Raw genomic sequence first — 19157 nt, forward strand, 5'->3', positions numbered from 1 at the left:
CTAGTCCAGCTGTTCCCCTTGAAAAAATTGATCCTTCTGCAGCACGCTGCGAACTCTGGCATAGGACTCATTCGACCAAAAATCGTCACGCCCCGTTAATTCAGCGGCATCGTCCCGGGCAAGCTCCAGCACCTCATAATCGGCAACCATGTCCGCCAAACGGAACTCCGGCAGACCGCTCTGCTTCGTGCCAAAAAAATCGCCCGGGCCGCGAATCTCAAGATCGCGCCGCGATACCTCGAAGCCGTCGTCCGTATCCGTCATTACCTTCATCCGCTCTCGTCCGGTTTCCGATTTCGGGTCGGCCACCAATATACAATGCGATTGATGCTCGCCCCGGCCAACCCGGCCCCGCAATTGGTGCAGCTGTGACAAGCCGAACCGCTCGGCGTCCATAATGATCATTAGCGTCGCATTAGGCACGTCGACGCCAACCTCGACGACCGTCGTTGCGACCAGCACATGCGTTTCGTTTGTGCTGAAAGCGCCCATGACGCCTTCCTTCTCCGCAGCTGAAAGCCGTCCGTGCAGCAAGCCGACACGCAGATCCGGAAACGATTGCTGCGTTTGCACGTATAGGTCAATCGCATTTTGCACATCGAGCTTCTCCGACTCTTCGATTAAAGGACAAATAATGTACGCCTGCCGCCCTTTGCCCACCTCTTTCCGGATAAAGCCAAGCACGCGCTCCATCATACTATGCTTCACCCAATACGTCTTAATCGGCTTACGTCCATGCGGTCGCTCGCGAATCGTCGAAACATCCATATCTCCGAACGCCGTAATCGCCATCGTTCTTGGGATAGGTGTCGCAGTCATCGTAAGCACATCGGGATTCATCCCTTTGCGGCGCAGCACGCTCCGCTGATTTACGCCGAAACGATGCTGCTCATCGACGACAACGAGCCCGAGGCTCCGAAAAAAAACATCATCCTGAATAAGCGCATGCGTCCCGACGACGATATCGATCAGTCCCATCTGAAGTCCGGCGAGCACGTCTCGCCGTTTGCGCTCCGTGACGCTCCCCGTCAGCAAAGCAACTTCAATGCCTAAATCTGCAAACATTCTCGAGAGCGAGCGCATATGCTGGTCAGCCAGTATTTCGGTGGGCACCATCAGTGCACCTTGATGGCCTGACTTGACTGCAACGTATAACGCAATCGCAGCAACAACCGTTTTACCGGAGCCAACGTCACCCTGCAGCAGACGATTCATACAAGACGGCCTTCTCATATCCACGCAAATTTCGTTAACGACCTTCTTTTGCGCATCGGTCAGCTCGAATGGGAGAATCGCAGCAAACTGGCGAATCGTCTCGCTTTCGATCCGATGCGCAATGCCGTCATTACGTTTGCGATTAAGCGCCCGATAAGCTTGGAGCTTTAACTGGAATAGAAATAGCTCCTCATACACCAGCCTTTTGCGGGCTGCCTGTCCTTCTTTCGTATCATCCGGCAAATGGATGCGCTGCACAGCATCGCGCCTCGCCATCAGATCATGCTGGCGGACCAGCTCATGAGGCAGTATTTCTTCGATCATCGTTCCATACTGCGTCAACGCTTGGCGTACCGTCTTCCGCATCCACGGCTGCGTTATGCTTCCGCCAACCGAATAGACCGGCTGCAGCGTTCCCGACTTAGCCGGCCCGCCGCTGCCTGGAAATTCCGAATCCGATACCGTAATTTGCAGGCGCTGCTGCTCCCATTTGCCCGTGAGCATAATTTCCCGGCCGGTTACAAGCTGATCCTGCAGAAAATGACGATTGAACCATACCGCCGTGACCAGCCATTGTCCGACTTCAACCTTACACGTAAGTCTCGATTTGCTCTTGCCGTAACGCTGCAGGACAGGGATGCCTCTAACATGTCCCAGCACCGTCACCTTCTCGCCTTCCTTTACGTCGGTGAGCTCGCGAATTCGGTAATCCTCGTAACGAAAGGGAAAATAATCGAGTATATCTGCAACTGTTCTCACGCCAAAGGCGTGAAGCTCCTGTTCCTTAGGAGCACTCACGCCTTTGATTTGCCGAACAGAAATTTGATCCAGCGTCATCATCATATCACATCCTGTACATGAACACAGCCGATGTGCCGGGTCCGGTATGCGTCCCGATAACCGCGCCTATCGTTGTCCAGCCAACCGCCCGCACATTGAACCGGCTTTTAAGAAGCTCGTATAACTCCTCTGCCGTATCCTTGCGGAAAGAATAAGCCATAGTTATTCCGACAGGCTCGTCGCCGTACGATTCCTTTAACAGCTCGACGATACGTGTCATCGCTTTCTTCGAGCCGCGCACCTTGTCCACCGCCGCCACAACACCGTCCTGATCCAATGACAGGATCGGCTTAATGTTTAGAATTGAACCGATCAGCGCCGAAGCCTTCCCGATCCGTCCGCCCTTTTGCAGATATTCAAGAGTGTCCACAAGAAAATATAAATTCGTATTTCGCTCCAGCCGCTCGATTTCCTCGATAATCCGCTCCTTAGATTCGCCTGCCAGCGCCATTTCAGCCGCCATCACGACACGCATTCCGAAGCCGTAAGAAGCTGATCTCGAATCCATTATCGTAATATCAGCTTCATTCTCAAGCATAGAATAAGCAATTTTGGCCGACTGATACGTTCCGCTGAGCGCAGCTGACACATGCAGCGAAATAATTGGCGAATCCGCATCTTCAGCGAGCAACCGCTGATATACATCTGAGAACTCTATTGGAGACGGCTGCGACGTCGTTGGAGGTGCAGAAGACTGTGCAAGCTTCTCGTAGAACTGCTCGGAATTAATCGTTACCGCATCCAGAAACGTCTCCTCGCCAAAGTGCACCTTAAGAGGAACGATGTTTATCCCCAACCGCTCTCTGACCTCATCCGGAATGTCGGCCGTACTATCCGTTACTATTCGAACCTTCCCCACCGTATTCCCCTCCCAGCATTAAAACAATTGCATTTTACTCTAAAGCAAAAACATAAGGATACAGCGGTTGTCCACCCTTTTGCACTTCCAGCTCCAGCTCCGGATAATGTTCCCCGATCCATTCACAAAGCGATGCAGTCCCGGCTGCTTCAGCATCCTCGCCGGTAAGAATCGTTAACAGATCTCCGCCTGAATCCAGCATGCTGGCGATAAGCGATTGGCAGGCTGCCTCCAAGCTCGCATCTGAAACGACGATTGTTTTTTCCTTGATGCCGATATACTGGCCCTGTCGAATGTCTACGCCTTCAATCGTAGTATCACGTACAGCTCTTGTTACTTGTCCGGAGAGCACCTGCTCGGCCGCATTTTTCATCCATGCGCTATTGCGCTCAACCGTTTCTTCTTCCTTGAAAGCAAGAACAGCCGCTAAGCCCTGCGGAATAGTGCGGCTCGGGATGACAGTAACGCTTCGCCCGCTAAGCTCGGCAGCTTGTTCAGCCGCCAAAATAATGTTTCCGTTATTCGGGAGAATAAAAATATGCTCCGCAGACAACGCTTCGATCGCTTTCACGAAATCCTCCGTGCTAGGGTTCATCGTCTGGCCGCCGGACAATACCGTATCCACATCATTTTCCAAAAAGATATTTGCGATTCCCTCGCCTAATGCAACTGCGATGATGCCATACGGCGCCCATTCGAATACTTGCCCTGGAGGAATGCCTTGAACGTTCTGCCCTGCGAGCAGCTCAGCCGCAGAAAAGTCTACGACGCTGGAATCGTTCTGCTCATGCTCAAGCAAATCACGATGCTGCTCGCGCATGTTAAGGATATGAATATCGGTTAATTCGCCGTAAGGAAGCGATAGATTAAGCACGTCACCCGGTTTACGCGTGTGTACATGCACCTTAATAATATCGTCCTCTGTTATAACCAGTATAGAATCGCCGTCTTTCCCAAGTGCCCGTTTGTAAGCGGATTCATTAAAAAACGCTCCTGCTTGCCCGCTTAGTTTGCGATTGATAAAAAATTCCATATCGTATAAAAACTCAATCGCTTCCGTCGATAAGCGTGATTGCGCCGATATCCGCTCTTGCGCGCGAATCGCAGGAGCGATTGTCGGAACAGCCACTTCTTCAGGCGGAGCTGCTTCTGACGGCATCGCATTGGAATCCATATGGCTGTCTAGCTCCGAAAGGCTGTGTGCGAAACCCTCGTAAATAAACACCAGACCTTGTCCGCCGGAATCAACTACGCCAACCTGCTTCAGAACAGGCAATAAATCAGGCGTACGCTGCAAAACTTCATATGCCTTCTGATGCACCTCGCGCATCAATTCAGCAACGTCATTTGTTCTGCGTGCATATTGAACGGCGTGCTTGGCAGCCTCCTTGGCAACGGTAAGTATCGTTCCTTCTACAGGCTTTACAACAGCTTTATAAGCGAGGTCAACACCGTATTGCAAAGCAGCGGCCAACTGCGCCGTTCCTGCTTCGTCAAGTCCGGCAAGCGATTTGGAGAAGCCTCCGAACAGCTGTGACAAAATAACGCCGGAGTTACCCCGAGCGCCCATCAGCAGCCCTTTCGACAATGCTTCTGTCGCTTTTCCAATGCTGCTTGACGGCTTGCTGCGGAGCTCGCGAACGCCTGAGGACATCGTTAAGTTCATGTTTGTTCCCGTGTCGCCATCCGGCACCGGGAACACGTTTAATGCATTAACGTGCTCTGCGTTACGTCCTAAATAGTCCGCGCCGAGCAGTGCCATTGCAGCAAAATCAGATCCGTTTATAAAGCGCTTACTCAACGAAATTTCCCTCCCTATTACTTAAGTACCCTAACATCTTGCACAATTATATGGACTTCTTCCACTTGTAGACCGATTACGTCATTCAGCACATATCTCACCTTGGATTGAATGTTATGCGCGACTTCGGAAATTTTCGTACCATAGCTCACGATGATGTAGAGATCAATATGCAGCTTTTCATTTTCACGTCTCACCTCAACGCCGCGAGTCAAATTATCCCGTCCGAGCAGCTCGGCAATTCCGTCCTTCAGTTGTTTACGTGAGGCCATTCCGACAAGTCCATAACAATCCATGGCCGCAGAGCCGGCAATAATGGCTATGCAATGGTCTGAGACCTGTATGGAACCTAATTCGGTGCTAAGCTGCAGTGGCATGGAAATACACTCCCTTACTGTATACATTATGGACTATATACCATTGTACTATAAACGGCTTCTTTATTGAAGTCTGTTCGACAAATCCAATCTATCTGTGCCGTTTCAAGCTTTCTCTGCAATCATGAACGTACCTGGCCATATATTTAGGTTGAACAGAACCGATGTTTATGATACGATATTCAAGTGTGTTTAAATGTTATTTCGCTTTCGAATGAAGTTTTCCTCACGCATAACGAAGCCATTGCTTATGGAATCAGTTTTGCTCACGCAAGACTTAAAGGAGGTGTAGTCATGTCCCGCAAATGTTTTCTTACAGGTAAAGCACCTGGTACAGGTAACAACGTTTCCCACGCAAACAACAAAACTCGTCGTTCTTGGGGCGTAAACGTGCAGAAGGTTCGCATCCTGGTTGACGGTAAACCGAAACGTGTTTATGTCAGCACTCGCGCACTGAAATCCGGTAAAGTTACCCGCGTATAATGATGGCTCTTTGGCCATAGACAAAAGCACCTGAGCGCTCAGGTGCTTTTCTTTTACATTTCTACGATCACGGCCGAAGGGTGCCCTGCAGCATCTGACCTAATTTTTTTGGAAGGTATTCAAAATCGCCTTTACGAACCCGCCCAAAAACTTAGGCAGTTTTATTGTATAAAATTTCATGCCTCATCCCTCCTCAGACACGCTCATCGAATTAATCCGTGACAAAATTCCTACGCTCATGTAACCATCCTATGCGTTGTCAGTTCGTCCTATTCCATCGTGAACCGCGGAGGGAAGCGCCTTACGCGCCCGTTATTGTGTCTAAATTATCCCTCATATAGATAACTGCGGCGACAATTACGGTGATAAGCAAATAAAATACAATCGACAAGACGAAGAAGGTAATCCGCAGTCCAAGCGTCTCAAATCTCCGGAAAAAGCGTATCCCTATGTATAAAGCCAACAACGAAAAGAGATACCGGTAAAATTCCGTTATCATCGAGAAAACCGCCAGCATAAGACCTGCAAGAAACGTATAGCCGAGTAGCCAAAACGCTGTTTTTAACCGCTCATTCATCATTCCGGCCACTAACGCAATACTGAGATTGCGGCAGCACGGTCTTTTTCACCAAACACGGCATTCCCCGCAACTAGCACATTAGCACCGGCCTCGCGGATAACTGCTGCTGTTGATTGATTTACGCCGCCGTCAACCTGAACATGCACCTCATCAAGGCCCTGCTCTTCCAGCATCGTGCGGAGCTGGCGCAATTTCACGAGCGAATACGGAATGAACTTTTGTCCCCCGAAGCCTGGATTAACCGTCATAATAAGCACGAGGTCGAGGTCATGCAAAATAGGCTCCAGCACGGTAACAGGCGTTGCCGGATTAATCGCTACGCCTACCGGAAGCCCCTTTTCTTTAATATAATGTACCGTTCTATGCAAATGCACGCACGCTTCAGCGTGTACCGTAATCCGGTCAGCTCCTGCCGATATATAGTCTGCAATCGACAACTCCGGACGTTCAATCATCAAATGAACATCGAATGGCAGCGTAGTCGCTGAGCGTACAGCAGATATAACCGGCGGACCAAAAGTCAGATTGGGAACAAAATGTCCGTCCATCACGTCAACGTGAATCCAATCCGCTCCTGCCGCTTCCACGGCCGCAATTTCCTCTCCAAGTTTTGCGAAATTAGCTGATAATATGGAAGGGGCAATAATTGTCATAGTTGTTAGTACCTCCGTTTTTTCTCTTTCATCTCTTCTAGAAACAGTAAGTAGTGATCATACCTGCTTTTCTCGATCTCACCGCTCTCAACCGCAGCGAGGACGGCGCAGCCTGGCTCATGCACGTGAGTACAGCCTCTAAACTTGCAATTAGGGGACAGCTCGCGCATCTCGACAAAACAATAACCTAAATCCTCTATACCCAGCTCGTGAAAATCCAGCTGGCTAAATCCAGGTGTGTCCGCTACTAAACCGCCGCCAATTTCAATCAGCTCGACATGTCTAGTCGTATGCTTGCCACGTCCAAGTCTGTTGCTGATTACATTGGTCTCAAGCTCTAGACCGGGAACGATCGCATTAAGCAGCGACGACTTGCCTACGCCCGATTGTCCGGCGAAAACCGCCAAATGGCCTTTCAGCCTTTCTTGAAACGGCGTGATCCCTTCACCAAGGCGCGAGCTTGTCCCGTACACTTCGTAGCCGAGTGCCCGGTATATACGATTAACGGAGGCAGCCGCAGCGCGCGCCTCCTCCGTTTCCAAACCGTCATTCTCTAAATCCTGCTTGCTTAAGCACAGAACCGCAGGTATGCCTGCATGCTCGATATGCACAAGAAACTTATCCAGCAGCTGCAAATTAAGTGCAGGCTCCGTAACGGAAAAGACGAGAATCGCAAGATCGATGTTAGCAACCGGCGGGCGAATAAGCTCTGAAGAACGAGGCAATAGCTCCTCGACGGTGCCCTCTCCGTTCTCCGTTAAGCTGTACATGACCACATCGCCAACAAGCGGCGTAAGTCCCTTATTTTTAAAGACGCCTCTAGCGCGGCATTGGATCGTTACCGAGTCCGATGCCGCATTCTCCGCCCTCACATAGTAGTAACCGCTAAGCGCTTTTACTATCGTGCCTTTGAGATGGCCGGCTTTGCTATTATGGCTGCTGCTGTTGCTCTTCTTTAATTGGCTCATCATTGCTTTCGGTAACCTCCGCTTGTGCCGGCACTTCTGTCGCCTGCACTTCTTCACCCGGAATGGTCAAGGTGGATGAATTCGTACCCTTCATTAATTCATCATACGTAATCGTTTTGGTATCGATAAACTGATTGTCGCGATAAACTGTCACTCTAGCTTCCGTATCCGGCGCTACAATCACCGTAACAGGGAAGGTTTGCGTGCTCGTAATTTGCCTTTTATCCCATTCAATATTTTCACCGCGCGCATCGGAATAGACAATTCGGATTTCACTTGTCTTTCCGGCTTCAGCAGGAGAAATAGTAATGTTGAATAGATGCTCCTTCGCATCGGCCGGCGGGCCTGAGCTTACCCGTATCGATATTTTTGCCCCTTTGGATACAAGATCCTTCGGTTTGTACGGGTCCTGACTGATGACAAAATCCTTCTGATGCAAATAGCTAGGTTCGTACAAAATATCCGACTCATCGAGCGTAAGCTCGTTTGCCTTGATCAGATCCTTCGCTTCGTCCAGCCGCTTGCCGATTAAATTCGGCATTGGTACCGTTTCACGGCCTTTACTGACCATAAAACTAAATTCAACCGATTCAGGATTATACTGCTCGCCCGGCTTTGGAGACTGCTGAATAATTGTATCTACAGCTTCCTCGCTGAACACTTCAACGATTTCGATTTGATCCTCCGTTATGCCTAATGCGCCCAGCTCGTCAATCGCAGTCTGCAGTGATTTCCCGATATAGTTGCCCAGCTCTTCCAGCTCCGGACCGTCACTGACAGATATTTGAATAAAGGAGCCTTCCTTGACTCGCATATTCATCTTCGTCTGACTGAATACCTGATCCTTCGGAATTTCCTTATTATGCTCGTGAATGACCGGTTCTTCAATCTTAAGCCCAGAAGCTTCGATCAGCTGCCGCGCCTCCGTTTCCGTCTTGCCAACGACATAAGGCACGTCTACTTCCGCAACGTCCAATACGCCGAGGAGCCAAATAAAGCCCCATATGATTAACCCCAGCAAAACCAGCGTCACGCCGACGACGGTAAGCGGTTTTTTCCACCCCTTCGGCTTCGGAGCCGAGTCCTTCTCGTCCCACTGCTCATCCTCGCTCGGGTTAACCGGCTGCTCACGCTCCAACGGAGCTGCTGACCGGATATCGCCGCGAATAGCGGGCATCACGCGCGTCTCTTCCAAATCGTTAATACTCGTAAATGATACTTTAGGTTCCTTCAACCGCTCAGGACGCAAGCAGGTATCCAGATCGAGCTGCATTTCATGAGCTGAGCTGTAACGTTCAGCCGGATTTTTGCGCATCGCTTTAAGAATAACATTCTCAACGCTTTGCGGAATATGCGGATTAACTGTACGGGGCTCTTCGAAATTTTCCTGCAAATGCTTTAAAGCTACGCTAATCGGGCTTTCACCGAGAAACGGCAGCTGCCCGGTAAGCATTTGATAGAGCACAATGCCGAGCGAATATAAATCCGACTTTTCTCCGGTATTGATCCCCTTCGCATGCTCGGGGGAAAAATAGTGTACCGAGCCGATAACCGAGCCGGTCTGAGTGATGGTCGATGACGTAACCGCACGCGCGATGCCGAAGTCGGTAACCTTCACACGACCGTTTTTTCCTATTAATATATTATGAGGCTTGATATCGCGATGAATAATATGATTCTGATGCGCATGATCAAGCGCGTCTGCAATTTGCATGGCAATACGCACCGATTCATCTGTTTGCAACGGCGCACGCTCTTTTATAATTTCATTCAAATTGTGGCCTTCGATATATTCCATTACGATATAATGCGTATCCTCTTCTTGTCCTACATCATAAATGCTGACGACATTCGGATGAGATAGCGCAGCTGCTGACTGTGCCTCACGACGGAAGCGGCGAATGAATTCCTCGTCATGCACAAATTGCTGCCGCAGCACCTTCACCGCGACCTTTCTGTTCAGCAGCACATCATGCGCTTTATATACAAGCGCCATTCCACCGCCGCCAATACGTGTCAATATTTCATAACGTCCGCCCAAGTCCTGTCCGATCATCCCTGTCACCCCTCTCGATTCGTACCAGCTGCTTCTTGCAGGAGAACGACCGTAATATTGTCGTCTCCGCCAGCATGCAGCGCAAGCTGAATGAGATGATCAGCTTTAGAGTCCAGCTCCAGCTGCTCAGTCGTGACCGTTTGCAGCATTTGCTGCTCACTCACCATGTTCGATAATCCATCGCTGCACAGCAGCAGCACATCCTGAGGGGACCACTCCACCGATTGAACATCGATATCAACATGAGAATCCGTGCCTACCGCACGGGTCAGCACGTTGCGGCGCGGATGATGAGCCGCCTCTTCCACGCTAAGTTGTCCGGATTTGACTAATTCATTTACGAGTGTATGATCAGTCGTTAATTGCGTAATTTCACCGGCAGTAATCTTATAAGCGCGGCTGTCACCGACATGTCCGATAATCGCATTATCTTGTTTAACTAACGCAGCCACAATCGTAGTGCCCATGTTGTGATAATGCTCGTTACGGGATGCCAATTCAAACACAGCCTCATTCGCTTGAGTAATAGCTTGACGGATAAGCATTTTCCCTTCCTGCAGGGACAGATCTGCTTTCACCGCGCTTTGCTCCAGCATGCTGCGGAAGGCGTCCACTGCCTTCTTGCTGGCTACGTCCCCGGCTTGATGCCCGCCCATGCCATCGGCAACGATGGCGAGCGTTATCCCGTTATTTAATTGGCTAACCCAAGATTGGTCTTCATTAACCTGCCGAACCCGTCCGATATCACTGCGGTTTGCCGTTAACAATCAGTCATCACCTCGCCTGAGACTCCATATGTTTCGCTCTTAATTGGCCGCAGGCAGCCGCAATATCATGTCCTTGCTCCCTACGAATCGTTACGCTCACTTTATTCCGCTCCAATACGCGTTGGAATTCAAAAATGTCTTCACGCGGTGTCCGGACATAATTCCGTTCAGGAACATGGTTTACAGGAATTAAATTGACGTGGCACAGCATACCGGAAAGCACGTCTGCGAGCTCTTGCGCATGCTCTACCTGATCATTTACTCCGCCGATCAATGCGTACTCAAACGTAATTCTCCGGCCGGTCTTCGCGATATAGTTGTGGCAAGCTGCCATTACATCATCGAACGGGAACCGGCGGTTTACCGGCATCAGCTTCGAGCGGAGCGCGTCATTCGGCGCGTGGATCGACAAGGCCAAATTAATTTGCGTGTTTTCCTCCGCAAACTTATACATGCTTGGCACTATGCCGCTCGTCGATACGGTAATATGACGCTGCCCGATATTCAGACCCTTCTCATGAATCATGATGCGAAGGAATGTCATCGTTGCGTCGTAGTTCTCGAAAGGTTCGCCCGATCCCATAATAACGATACTGGAGACGCGCTCGCCAGTCGCGTCGAGCAATTGCTGTGCAGTCACGACCTGTGCGACGATCTCGCCGGCAGTCAGGTTCCGCTTCAGGCCGCCGAGCGTCGAAGCGCAAAACGTACAGCCGATACGGCAACCAACCTGAGTCGTCACGCAAATACTGTTGCCGTAGTTATGGCGCATAATGACCGTCTCGATCGCATGCGCGTCATGAAGGCCGAACAGAAACTTAACGGTTCCGTCCTTTGATTCAAACTTCGTAATCTCACTTAACGTTATAATCTGAAAATGCTCATCCAGCTTTTCGCGCAGCGTCTTCGAGAGATTGGACATATCTTCAAAGCTCTTTACCCGCTTCACATACAGCCAATCAAACAGCTGTCCGCCGCGAAAAGCCGGTTCGCCGTTATCTTTCATCCATTGCTGAAGCTGTTCGAGCGTATAGTCATAAACGCATGTTTTCATTTCATCACACCTGTATCTTATAGTAGGACGGCTAATTCATTTAGTTCGCCGCCATCGATTTATTTTACCACAAACGTCCATGTTGAGCCATAATGGCAGATTAAGGCCGTTTCACCATCCGGGCAATGAAGAAGCCGTCGCTGTCAAAATGCTGCGGGAGCAGCTGCGCTTGACCGTCAAAATGCTCGCCGATAGCGCCCGCTTTCCTTAGCTGTGAGACAATGGCCTCCGGCCAATTGCGATCCAGCTCAAATTCAGGGTGCTCCTGCAGAAACCTTGCTACCTGCTGCTCATTCTCGTCCTTCTCAATGGTGCATGTGCTGTATACAAGCACGCCGCCCGGTCGAACAAGGCCGCACACTGCATTCAACAACCGCTGCTGCACCGCTGCAATATCCGACACATCACCGGCCGTCTTCGTCCATTTGATTTCCGGCTTCCGTCTAATAACGCCGAATCCGGAGCACGGCGCATCGAGCAAGACGGCATCCATTGATTGCGGTTTGAAGCGTTCTGCCAGCTTGAGCGCATCCTCGGTGATCGCTTCAACGTTGCGAAGCTTTAAGCGTTCGGTCTGCGTCACGATCAAATCGCGCTTGTGCGCATGCAAATCATTGGCCCATACTTTCCCTTTACCGCCCATCAGCTCGGCCAAATGCGTGCTCTTGCCTCCCGGTGCCGCGCAGCAATCCAATACCTGCATGCCCGCTTTCGGAGCTACGACCTCTGCGACCAGCATAGAGCTCTCATCCTGCACCGACCACAGGCCTTCGCGGAACCCGTCCGTATCGGCAAGATTTCCTCCACGGTCTATCGCAATGCCGGCGGGCGCGACAACAGAAGGTACAGCATCGTAGCCCGCTGCTTTCAGAAGACCGATTGCCTCCTCGCGGCTGCCCCTAATCGTATTCACGCGAACGCTGGAATGCGGGGGTTCATTGCCTGCTGCACAGATGGACTCTGCCATCTCTGCGCCGTAAGCCGCAACCCAGCGGCCTACGAGCCATTCCGGGTAGGAATGGCGCAGCGCGATTTGCACGATTGGGTTAGCATTTATTATTTCGGAAGCCTGCAGCTCTCCGCGGCCGCGGTCGATGCTGCGCAGCACGCCGTTCACCATGCCGGATATGCCGGAATGTCCGCGCTTCTTCGCGATCGTTACCGCTTCATTTACCGCCGCATGCGCCGGGATGCGATCCAAGTACAGCAGCTGATACGCGCTCATTCGGAGAAGCTGATGAACCCAAGGCTCTAGCTTATGTAACCCTTTGGAAACAAACCGGCTCAGCCAATAATCAAGCGTGGCTTGCCGCTGGATCGTACCATACACGAGCTCGGTTACAAGCCCTGCGTCCGCGCGCTGCAGACCTGCATCCTGCAGCGTACGGTTAAGCTGCAAATTGCTGTAAGCGCCGGTCCCGGCAACCTTTACCAATGTATCCATCGCCAGCTCGCGCGGAGATTTGGTCTTGCGTGTTCTCGGCTGCTGCTGCTGCTGACCAGTCTGGGCAGGGTTTCCGCCGCCGTTAGCAGGGCGCTTATGCCCGTTGCGGGCTTTAGGCTTGCTCTTCATGCCATTGCTGTTATTGCCGTTTGGCTTACGTGTGCCTTCTGTCATACTGTACCCCCGTCGCCAAGCAGCGTGCCTTTTTCAAGACGCGCACCCTTAAGCCATTCCGCCGCATTCATCGTCCGCTTGCCGGCAGGCTGAATTTCCTGCAGCACCAGCACGCCCGCGCCGGTTTGCACATGAATGCCGTTTTGATCAGCTGCAATGACCGTGCCAGGCACAGGCGCATCCGTTTTCGGAGAAGCATCAGAAGGAACCGCGCACTGCCATACCTTGAATACTTCACCGTTCAGGAAGGTGAAGGCTCCTGCCATTGGAGACAGGCCCCGCACCTGATTGAATATTGCTCGCGCAGACTTCGTCCAATCGATACGCTCATCATCGCGGGTCAAATTTGGCGCATAGGTCGCAAGTTCATTCTGCTGCGGCACTGCTGTCGCCTCACCGGCGATGATCGCCGGCACCGTCTTGCCTAACAGCTCCGCGCCGGCGACGCTTAGCTTCTCGAACATCGTTCCCGACGTATCCTCGTCAGAAATCGGCAGCTCAACGACGCTAATCATATCACCCGTGTCCAATCCTTCCGCCATATACATGATCGTCACGCCTGTAGAGCTCTCTCCATTTATGATAGAGCGCTGAATAGGAGCGCCGCCGCGATATTTCGGCAGCAAGGAGCCATGCACATTAATGCAGCCAAGACGCGGAATCTCTAGCAGCGCTTTCGGCAAAATTTGTCCGTAAGCAGCCGTTACGATAAGATCCGGCTTCAGCTCTGCAACCGCTGCAACGGCTTCTGCGCTGCGCATTCTCTCAGGCTGCAGCACAGGCAGTCCGAACGACAACGCCGCTTCCTTTACAGGCGGCGGCGTCAACGTTTTTTTACGGCCCTTCGGCCGGTCTGGCTGTGTTACGACAGCGACAACATTGTATTGCTGCTCCAAGAGCAGCTTCAAAGAGGGAACGGCGAAATCCGGCGTTCCCATAAATACGATACGCATGAAGCTATTCGCCGCCTTTTCTAACTCTTTCCGAAATGTCGTAGATGCTCTCCGCCAAATCGGTAAACAAGATGCCGTTCAAATGGTCGACCTCATGCTGGAACGCACGTGCGAAGTAGCCCTTCGCTTCTACCGTAAACGTCTGTCCGCTGCTGTCTTGGCCCGTAACGACGATTCGGTCTGCTCGCAGAACGTCTCCGTTCAGGTTAGGAATGCTCAAGCAGCCCTCAGGACCAAGCTGCTCGCCCTCCTGCTCCACGATGACCGGATTAACCATTTCGACCAAGCCGTTCTCATCGCCTACATCAACGACGATAACCCGCTTCGAAATGCCGATTTGAGGCGCTGCAAGCCCTACTCCCTCAGCGTCATACATCGTATCAGCCATATCCTTAAGCAGCTTTTGCAAATTTGCGTTAAACTTCGTTACTTCCTTAGCCACTTCCCGCAATACCGGGTCTGGCTCTTTCACAATAATACGGATACTCATAGTATTCCCTTCCTTTGCGATCATTAAAATAGTAATAGCTATTTATAATATAACTTGTGGATCTACGTCAATACTGAACTGCACCTGACGCTGCGGCGGCCCGTCTGTATACGGAATGAGCGCCTTGCGAACGAAGGATGAAGCATCGATGTTCCCACGATATTTTATCACACATTGAAAACGGTAGCGATCCTTGATTCTCGAAATCGGCGATGCGACTGGTCCAAGCACCTCTAGCGCTCTGCTAAACCCGCTGTTAAGCGGCAGCAATACACCTTCATTCTCGGCCAGCTCGCGCAGGTCGGAAGTGAACTGCTCGCTGATGGAGGAAAGCAAGGGCAGCTGCTCATGCGACATCGTGACGAGTATCAGCCTGCAATACGGCGGATAGCCCATCGCACTTCGATGGCGCAGCTCCTCGCTGACGAATGCCGCGTAATCATGCTGCTGCGCCGTTACGACCGCATAGTGCTCCGGCGCATAGGTCTGGATGACAACCTCTCCCGGCAAATGATGCCTGCCGGCGCGGCCCGCGACCTGCGTAAGCAATTGGAACGTTCGTTCGGCAGCGCGAAAATCAGGCAAATTAAGCGAGGTGTCCGCCGCGATCACCCCAACTAATGTGACGTATGGGAAATCGAGTCCCTTCGCTACCATTTGTGTGCCAAGCAGCACATCCGCTTTCCGTTCTCCGAACTGCTTGAGCAGCTTTTCATGCGAGTTTTTCTCCGTGGTCGTATCGACATCCATTCGGATCACCCGAATGCCCGGAAACAGCTTCGAGAGCTCCTCCTCGACCCGCTGCGTGCCGGTGCCGAAATAACGGATATGCTCGCTTTGGCAGGAAGGGCACGTAGTTGGCGCTTGCTCGGCATGCCCGCAATAGTGGCAGCGCAGCGCACGCGATTTCTGATGATAAGTAAGCGAGATATCGCAGTGCGGGCAAGCGGCCGTATACCCGCAGGAGCGGCACATGACGAAGGTCGAGTAGCCCCGGCGGTTAAGCAGCAGCACCGACTGTTCGCCGCGCTCCAGCCGCTCCGCGAGCGAGCTGTGCAGCAGACGGCTGAACATGCTGCGGTTGCCTTCCTTCAGCTCCTCGCGCATATCGATGACGGCTACTGGCGGGAGCGGCCTGCCGAGGGCGCGATCCGGCATCGGCAGCAGCGCCGGCTCACGGCCTTGGTCACGTGCCGAGAGCGGACGGCTTGCTGCCGCAAAGGACTCTAGCGACGGTGTTGCCGAACCTAGTACGACAGCCGCCCCATGCTGCTTCGCTCTTCTAACCGCCACATCGCGCGCATGATACTTTGGACTTTCCTCCTGTTTATAAGAAGATTCATGCTCTTCATCAATTATAATAAGTCCAATTCGCTCAAACGGTGCAAAAATAGCCGAACGTGCTCCAATGGCTACCTGTACCTGGCGGCTGCGGATTTTGCGCCACTCGTCGTAACGCTCCCCATTCGACAGCCTGCTGTGCAGCACCGCAACCGCATCTCCGAACCGTCCTTTAAAGCGTTCAACCATTTGAGGCGTGAGCGAAATTTCCGGAACGAGCACGATCGCTTGTTTCTCCTGTTCCAGGCAAAATTGAATCGATTGCAAGTAAACCTCCGTTTTGCCGCTTCCCGTTACGCCGTGCAGCAGCATCGTCTCCGGCTCGCCTGCATCAACGGCTTTTGAGATCCGGGCATATACCTCCCTCTGCCCTTCAGTCAGCGCTAATGGAGTCGTTCTCTCGAACTCCCGGCCCGCATAAGGATCGCGCTGCTGCTCCACCTCGCGCAGCTCAAGCAGTCCTTTCTCCGCTAACGAGCGAACGCTCGCCGCTGAGCCGCCCGCCTGAGCGAGCAGCTGCCCAAGCTGCAGCGGTCCGCCATGCTCAAGCATGTAAGCCAGCAACTCGCGCTGCTTCGCCGCTCTTGGCGGCAAGGCGTTCATTTGCGCGCGAACGCCCTCCGCGTCTTCCGGAACGAACACGGTCAGCACTTTGCGTACAGCAAGACGGTCGCGTATCGAGGTTTGCTCGACCATCACGCCTTCGCGAAGAGCAGACTTCACTGCCTTCGCATGCTCCGGAAATCGCTCCAGCAGCACCTCCAGCTTAACCAGCTGTCCGCCCGTTCCCATCCATTCGGTCATTGCCGCAGGAAGATCCTCCCTTGCCGCTTCTTCATCCTGAATGCCAACAAGCCGCTCGGCCTTCCCCTTCAAGGCTGCCGGTATCATGGCTTGCAATGCCATCGTCCACGAGCAGCAATATTTCTCGCTCATCCACTTTGCCAGCTCGATAAGATCCGGCAGCAGCGGCGGAACGTGATCCAGCAGCTCCGAAATGGGCTTGAGCCGTTTGACGTCAATATCCGTCGTCTCAGCGAGCTGCGTCACGAAGCCCTGCAGCACGCGGCCGCCAAAAGGAACGCCGACGCGGCTTCCCACCTCGATCCACTCTTCAAAGGCAGCAGGCACCTTATAATCAAACGGCCGATCCGTCTGGCGGCTCGGCACGTCTACAATTACTTTAGCAATCATTTTCCGTTCCCTCCGGAAGAGGCAAGCATTCCTGCAATCAATTCCAGCAAGCGACCCGCAACCTCGCGCTTGGACAAAAGCGGCATAGCTTCCACGAGCCCTTCCGAACCAAATATTTGAACGATGTTCGTATCTCCGTTAAAGCCCGCCCCATCCTTGCTTACATCGTTAGCTACGATAAGGTCGCAATGCTTCCTGCGCAGCTTGTCCATCGCGTAATGCTCAATATTTTCTGTTTCTGCAGCAAAGCCAACAAGAAATTGATTTTGCTTACGCTGCCCAAGCGTCTCCAAAATATCCGTCGTACGCTCGAGCTCCAGCACAAGCTTCTCGCCGCTTTTTTTAAGCTTCTGGCCGCTAATTTGCACAGCCCGGTAGTCTGCAACGGCGGCCGACTTCACGACAATGTCCATGTCGTCATAGATGCCCGTCACTGCTTCCAGCATTTGCTCAGCGGATTCTACCCGAATGACTTTAACGCCCGCAGGAGGCGCTATCGAGGTGCGGCCGGCAACCAAAGTTACATCAGCACCCATTAACAATGCCGCTTCCGCAATCGCAAAGCCCATCTTGCCGGACGAATCATTCGTCAAATATCTTACCGGATCCAGCCGCTCCATCGTACCCCCTGCGGTTACGAGCACCCGTTTCCCCTTCAGCTTGCCACCTCTGCCAAACCACGAGTCGATCGCAAGAACGATATCTTCGGGCTCTGCGAGCCGGCCCTTAGCGACATAACCGCAGGCTAGCTGGCCGGTGCCAGGCTCCACGAACATCACCCCGCGCGATGCAAGCAGCTCCAGATTATTCACAACAGCAGGATGCTCATACATATGTACATTCATTGCCGGAGCGACCAACACCGGACAAGTAGCCGCAAGCAGCGTCGTGCTGAGCATATCATCGGCATGGCCTCCGGCCAGCTTCGCAATGGCATTAGCGGTAGCCGGAGCGATGACGATCAAATCCGCATGATCAGCCAAATGAATATGCGAGACGACCGCAGGATCTCGCTCATCAAACGTATCGATATAGACCGGGTTTCGCGATAACGTTTGCAAAGTCAACGGCGTAATAAATTTCGTCGCCGATTCCGTCATAATAACATGTACATTCGCGCCAGCCTGCACCAGCTTGCTGCATAGCGCTGCGCCTTTATAGGCTGCGATTCCGCCTGTAATGCCGAGTATAATCGATTTCCCTTTTAACATGGTGATTCTCCCTGTCGAGCGTAAACGGCTGTCGCCGTCCTGTGGCGGCGAAAGCCCGTTTCGCGGTAAAATAATAAGTTGCATCACGAACAGCAAGCTTATCATTTCTTATATTTTCACATAGACTGCTTCCATCCACCCGCCAAATCCTCTGCTTAAGCTACCAATCCTTGCGTTCCCTTAAGCCTGTAATTTGGGCAACATGATGCTTGCCATGCCATGCTACAAATCCTAGAAAATATGCTAAGCCAATCTGACTGCCCTTCTCCGGATGGTAGAACATTTTATCAAAATCAGAAGGCTGCATCGAACGAAGCAGCAATACCCATCGCGCATAAATGCCCTCTACGATCGCTAAGCTGATGTCTGGAGAAGCTTGCAGACTGTCCGCCGTCTCCGCCCAGCTCTCTTCGTTAAAAGGCTTAATCGTCGGATTGGACTCCGTGAGCGCAAGCTTAAAGCGCGAGAAACAATTCATTGAAGCATCTGCGAGATGATGCACAACCTGGCGCAGCGTCCAGCCGCCGCTCCGGTAAGACGTATCTAACTGCTCCGCATCCAAATCCGCCAGCGCCGCCCTCAGCTGCGCCGGCAGCTTCTCTATATCTGCAATCCACTGCTCACGATGCTTAACAGTCATTCCATCGAACGAGTACCTGCCAATCGGATAACGTAATTTGTCCATTCCGTTCCCTCC

18 protein-coding genes are annotated in these 19157 nt (G+C 52.2%); 1 reads left to right on the forward strand and 17 read right to left on the reverse strand.

Translation table 11 applies throughout. The annotated features are described in order from the left end of the window. The 4 genes from recG to AC0YNZ_RS01535 are packed head-to-tail and all read right to left on the reverse strand — an operon-like array spanning position 1 to position 5092. Positions 1 to 2052 (reverse strand): ATP-dependent DNA helicase RecG, encoded by a 2052-nt coding sequence (gene recG, locus AC0YNZ_RS01520; protein WP_475825477.1) that lies wholly within the window; start codon positions 2050 to 2052, stop codon positions 1 to 3. A gap of 7 nt (positions 2053 to 2059) precedes the next feature. Continuing rightward, the gene (locus tag AC0YNZ_RS01525; RefSeq protein WP_475824963.1) at positions 2060 to 2914 is read right to left on the reverse strand and encodes a DegV family protein; all 855 of its coding nucleotides are present in this window, start codon (positions 2912 to 2914) and stop codon (positions 2060 to 2062) included. Positions 2915 to 2948: 34 nt separating this feature from the next. Beyond that, entirely contained in the window at positions 2949 to 4676 is a 1728-nt protein-coding gene (locus AC0YNZ_RS01530; RefSeq protein ID WP_475825478.1) for a DAK2 domain-containing protein, read from the reverse strand. Positions 4677 to 4732: 56 nt separating this feature from the next. Next, complete coding sequence (locus AC0YNZ_RS01535; protein WP_110769086.1) at positions 4733 to 5092, reverse strand: Asp23/Gls24 family envelope stress response protein; 360 nt, start codon at positions 5090 to 5092, stop codon at positions 4733 to 4735. Positions 5093 to 5386: 294 nt separating this feature from the next. Between AC0YNZ_RS01535 and rpmB the strand changes: the two genes are divergently transcribed. Next, positions 5387 to 5575, forward strand: a complete 189-nt coding sequence (gene rpmB / locus AC0YNZ_RS01540) for a 50S ribosomal protein L28 (RefSeq protein ID WP_056636926.1) — start codon at positions 5387 to 5389, stop codon at positions 5573 to 5575. Positions 5576 to 5674: 99 nt separating this feature from the next. Here rpmB and spoVM read toward each other — a convergent pair whose 3' ends face one another. From spoVM to AC0YNZ_RS01605, 13 genes are all read right to left on the reverse strand, one after another. Continuing rightward, positions 5675 to 5755, reverse strand: a complete 81-nt coding sequence (gene spoVM / locus AC0YNZ_RS01545) for a stage V sporulation protein SpoVM (protein ID WP_010345573.1) — start codon at positions 5753 to 5755, stop codon at positions 5675 to 5677. Between the two features lie 121 nt (positions 5756 to 5876). After that, on the reverse strand, positions 5877 to 6152 hold the full coding sequence (locus tag AC0YNZ_RS01550; protein ID WP_475824964.1) for a hypothetical protein: 276 nt from the start codon (positions 6150 to 6152) through the stop codon (positions 5877 to 5879). 11 nt (positions 6153 to 6163) lie between these two features. Beyond that, positions 6164 to 6808: a ribulose-phosphate 3-epimerase gene (gene rpe / locus AC0YNZ_RS01555; RefSeq protein WP_475824965.1), complete on the reverse strand. Its 645-nt coding sequence runs from the start codon at positions 6806 to 6808 to the stop codon at positions 6164 to 6166. A gap of 5 nt (positions 6809 to 6813) precedes the next feature. Beyond that, positions 6814 to 7776 carry a ribosome small subunit-dependent GTPase A gene (rsgA, locus tag AC0YNZ_RS01560; RefSeq protein ID WP_475825479.1) on the reverse strand — a complete coding sequence of 321 codons (963 nt, stop codon included), beginning with the start codon at positions 7774 to 7776 and terminating at the stop codon, positions 6814 to 6816. Continuing rightward, complete coding sequence (pknB, locus tag AC0YNZ_RS01565; protein WP_475824966.1) at positions 7739 to 9832, reverse strand: Stk1 family PASTA domain-containing Ser/Thr kinase; 2094 nt, start codon at positions 9830 to 9832, stop codon at positions 7739 to 7741. The genes rsgA and pknB overlap by 38 nt, the downstream gene beginning before the upstream one ends. Before the next feature lie 5 nt (positions 9833 to 9837). After that, positions 9838 to 10599 (reverse strand): Stp1/IreP family PP2C-type Ser/Thr phosphatase, encoded by a 762-nt coding sequence (locus tag AC0YNZ_RS01570; RefSeq protein ID WP_475824967.1) that lies wholly within the window; start codon positions 10597 to 10599, stop codon positions 9838 to 9840. A 7-nt stretch (positions 10600 to 10606) separates the two neighbouring features. Then, a complete protein-coding gene (rlmN, locus tag AC0YNZ_RS01575; protein WP_475824968.1) occupies positions 10607 to 11653 on the reverse strand; it encodes a dual-specificity RNA methyltransferase RlmN in 1047 nt (348 codons plus the stop codon). 100 nt (positions 11654 to 11753) lie between these two features. Further along, positions 11754 to 13226: a 16S rRNA (cytosine(967)-C(5))-methyltransferase RsmB gene (rsmB, locus tag AC0YNZ_RS01580; RefSeq protein ID WP_475825480.1), complete on the reverse strand. Its 1473-nt coding sequence runs from the start codon at positions 13224 to 13226 to the stop codon at positions 11754 to 11756. Positions 13227 to 13267: 41 nt separating this feature from the next. Continuing rightward, positions 13268 to 14224, reverse strand: coding sequence for a methionyl-tRNA formyltransferase (gene fmt, locus AC0YNZ_RS01585; RefSeq protein ID WP_475824969.1), 957 nt, complete (start codon positions 14222 to 14224; stop codon positions 13268 to 13270). Between the two features lie 4 nt (positions 14225 to 14228). Further along, positions 14229 to 14714, reverse strand: a complete 486-nt coding sequence (def, locus tag AC0YNZ_RS01590) for a peptide deformylase (protein WP_220038968.1) — start codon at positions 14712 to 14714, stop codon at positions 14229 to 14231. A 42-nt stretch (positions 14715 to 14756) separates the two neighbouring features. Beyond that, complete coding sequence (priA, locus tag AC0YNZ_RS01595; protein WP_475824970.1) at positions 14757 to 17249, reverse strand: primosomal protein N'; 2493 nt, start codon at positions 17247 to 17249, stop codon at positions 14757 to 14759. Further along, complete coding sequence (gene coaBC, locus AC0YNZ_RS01600) at positions 17246 to 18460, reverse strand: bifunctional phosphopantothenoylcysteine decarboxylase/phosphopantothenate--cysteine ligase CoaBC (protein ID WP_475824971.1); 1215 nt, start codon at positions 18458 to 18460, stop codon at positions 17246 to 17248. The genes priA and coaBC overlap by 4 nt, the downstream gene beginning before the upstream one ends. 160 nt (positions 18461 to 18620) lie before the next feature. Continuing rightward, entirely contained in the window at positions 18621 to 19145 is a 525-nt protein-coding gene (locus tag AC0YNZ_RS01605; protein ID WP_475824972.1) for a YfiT family bacillithiol transferase, read from the reverse strand. Positions 19146 to 19157: the final 12 nt, after the last annotated feature.

The sequence above is a fragment of the Paenibacillus sp. J2L1-98 genome (assembly GCF_056269405.1).

Excerpts from the sequence above, each read along its gene's own strand:
- recG (WP_475825477.1), bottom strand. The coding sequence starts at position 2,052 with ATGACGCTGGATCAAATTTCTGTTCGGCAAATCAAAGGCGTGAGTGCT.
- AC0YNZ_RS01530 (WP_475825478.1), bottom strand. The coding sequence starts at position 4,676 with ATGGCACTGCTCGGCGCGGACTATTTAGGACGTAACGCAGAGCACGTT.
- AC0YNZ_RS01535 (WP_110769086.1), bottom strand. The coding sequence starts at position 5,092 with ATGCCACTGCAGCTTAGCACCGAATTAGGTTCCATACAGGTCTCAGAC.
- rpmB (WP_056636926.1), top strand. The coding sequence starts at position 5,387 with ATGTCCCGCAAATGTTTTCTTACAGGTAAAGCACCTGGTACAGGTAAC.
- spoVM (WP_010345573.1), bottom strand. The coding sequence starts at position 5,755 with ATGAAATTTTATACAATAAAACTGCCTAAGTTTTTGGGCGGGTTCGTA.
- AC0YNZ_RS01550 (WP_475824964.1), bottom strand. The coding sequence starts at position 6,152 with ATGAATGAGCGGTTAAAAACAGCGTTTTGGCTACTCGGCTATACGTTT.
- rpe (WP_475824965.1), bottom strand. The coding sequence starts at position 6,808 with ATGACAATTATTGCCCCTTCCATATTATCAGCTAATTTCGCAAAACTT.
- rsgA (WP_475825479.1), bottom strand. The coding sequence starts at position 7,776 with ATGAGCCAATTAAAGAAGAGCAACAGCAGCAGCCATAATAGCAAAGCC.
- pknB (WP_475824966.1), bottom strand. The coding sequence starts at position 9,832 with ATGATCGGACAGGACTTGGGCGGACGTTATGAAATATTGACACGTATT.
- rlmN (WP_475824968.1), bottom strand. The coding sequence starts at position 11,653 with ATGAAAACATGCGTTTATGACTATACGCTCGAACAGCTTCAGCAATGG.
- rsmB (WP_475825480.1), bottom strand. The coding sequence starts at position 13,226 with ATGAAGAGCAAGCCTAAAGCCCGCAACGGGCATAAGCGCCCTGCTAAC.
- fmt (WP_475824969.1), bottom strand. The coding sequence starts at position 14,224 with ATGCGTATCGTATTTATGGGAACGCCGGATTTCGCCGTTCCCTCTTTG.
- def (WP_220038968.1), bottom strand. The coding sequence starts at position 14,714 with ATGAGTATCCGTATTATTGTGAAAGAGCCAGACCCGGTATTGCGGGAA.
- priA (WP_475824970.1), bottom strand. The coding sequence starts at position 17,249 with ATGATTGCTAAAGTAATTGTAGACGTGCCGAGCCGCCAGACGGATCGG.
- coaBC (WP_475824971.1), bottom strand. The coding sequence starts at position 18,460 with ATGTTAAAAGGGAAATCGATTATACTCGGCATTACAGGCGGAATCGCA.
- AC0YNZ_RS01605 (WP_475824972.1), bottom strand. The coding sequence starts at position 19,145 with ATGGACAAATTACGTTATCCGATTGGCAGGTACTCGTTCGATGGAATG.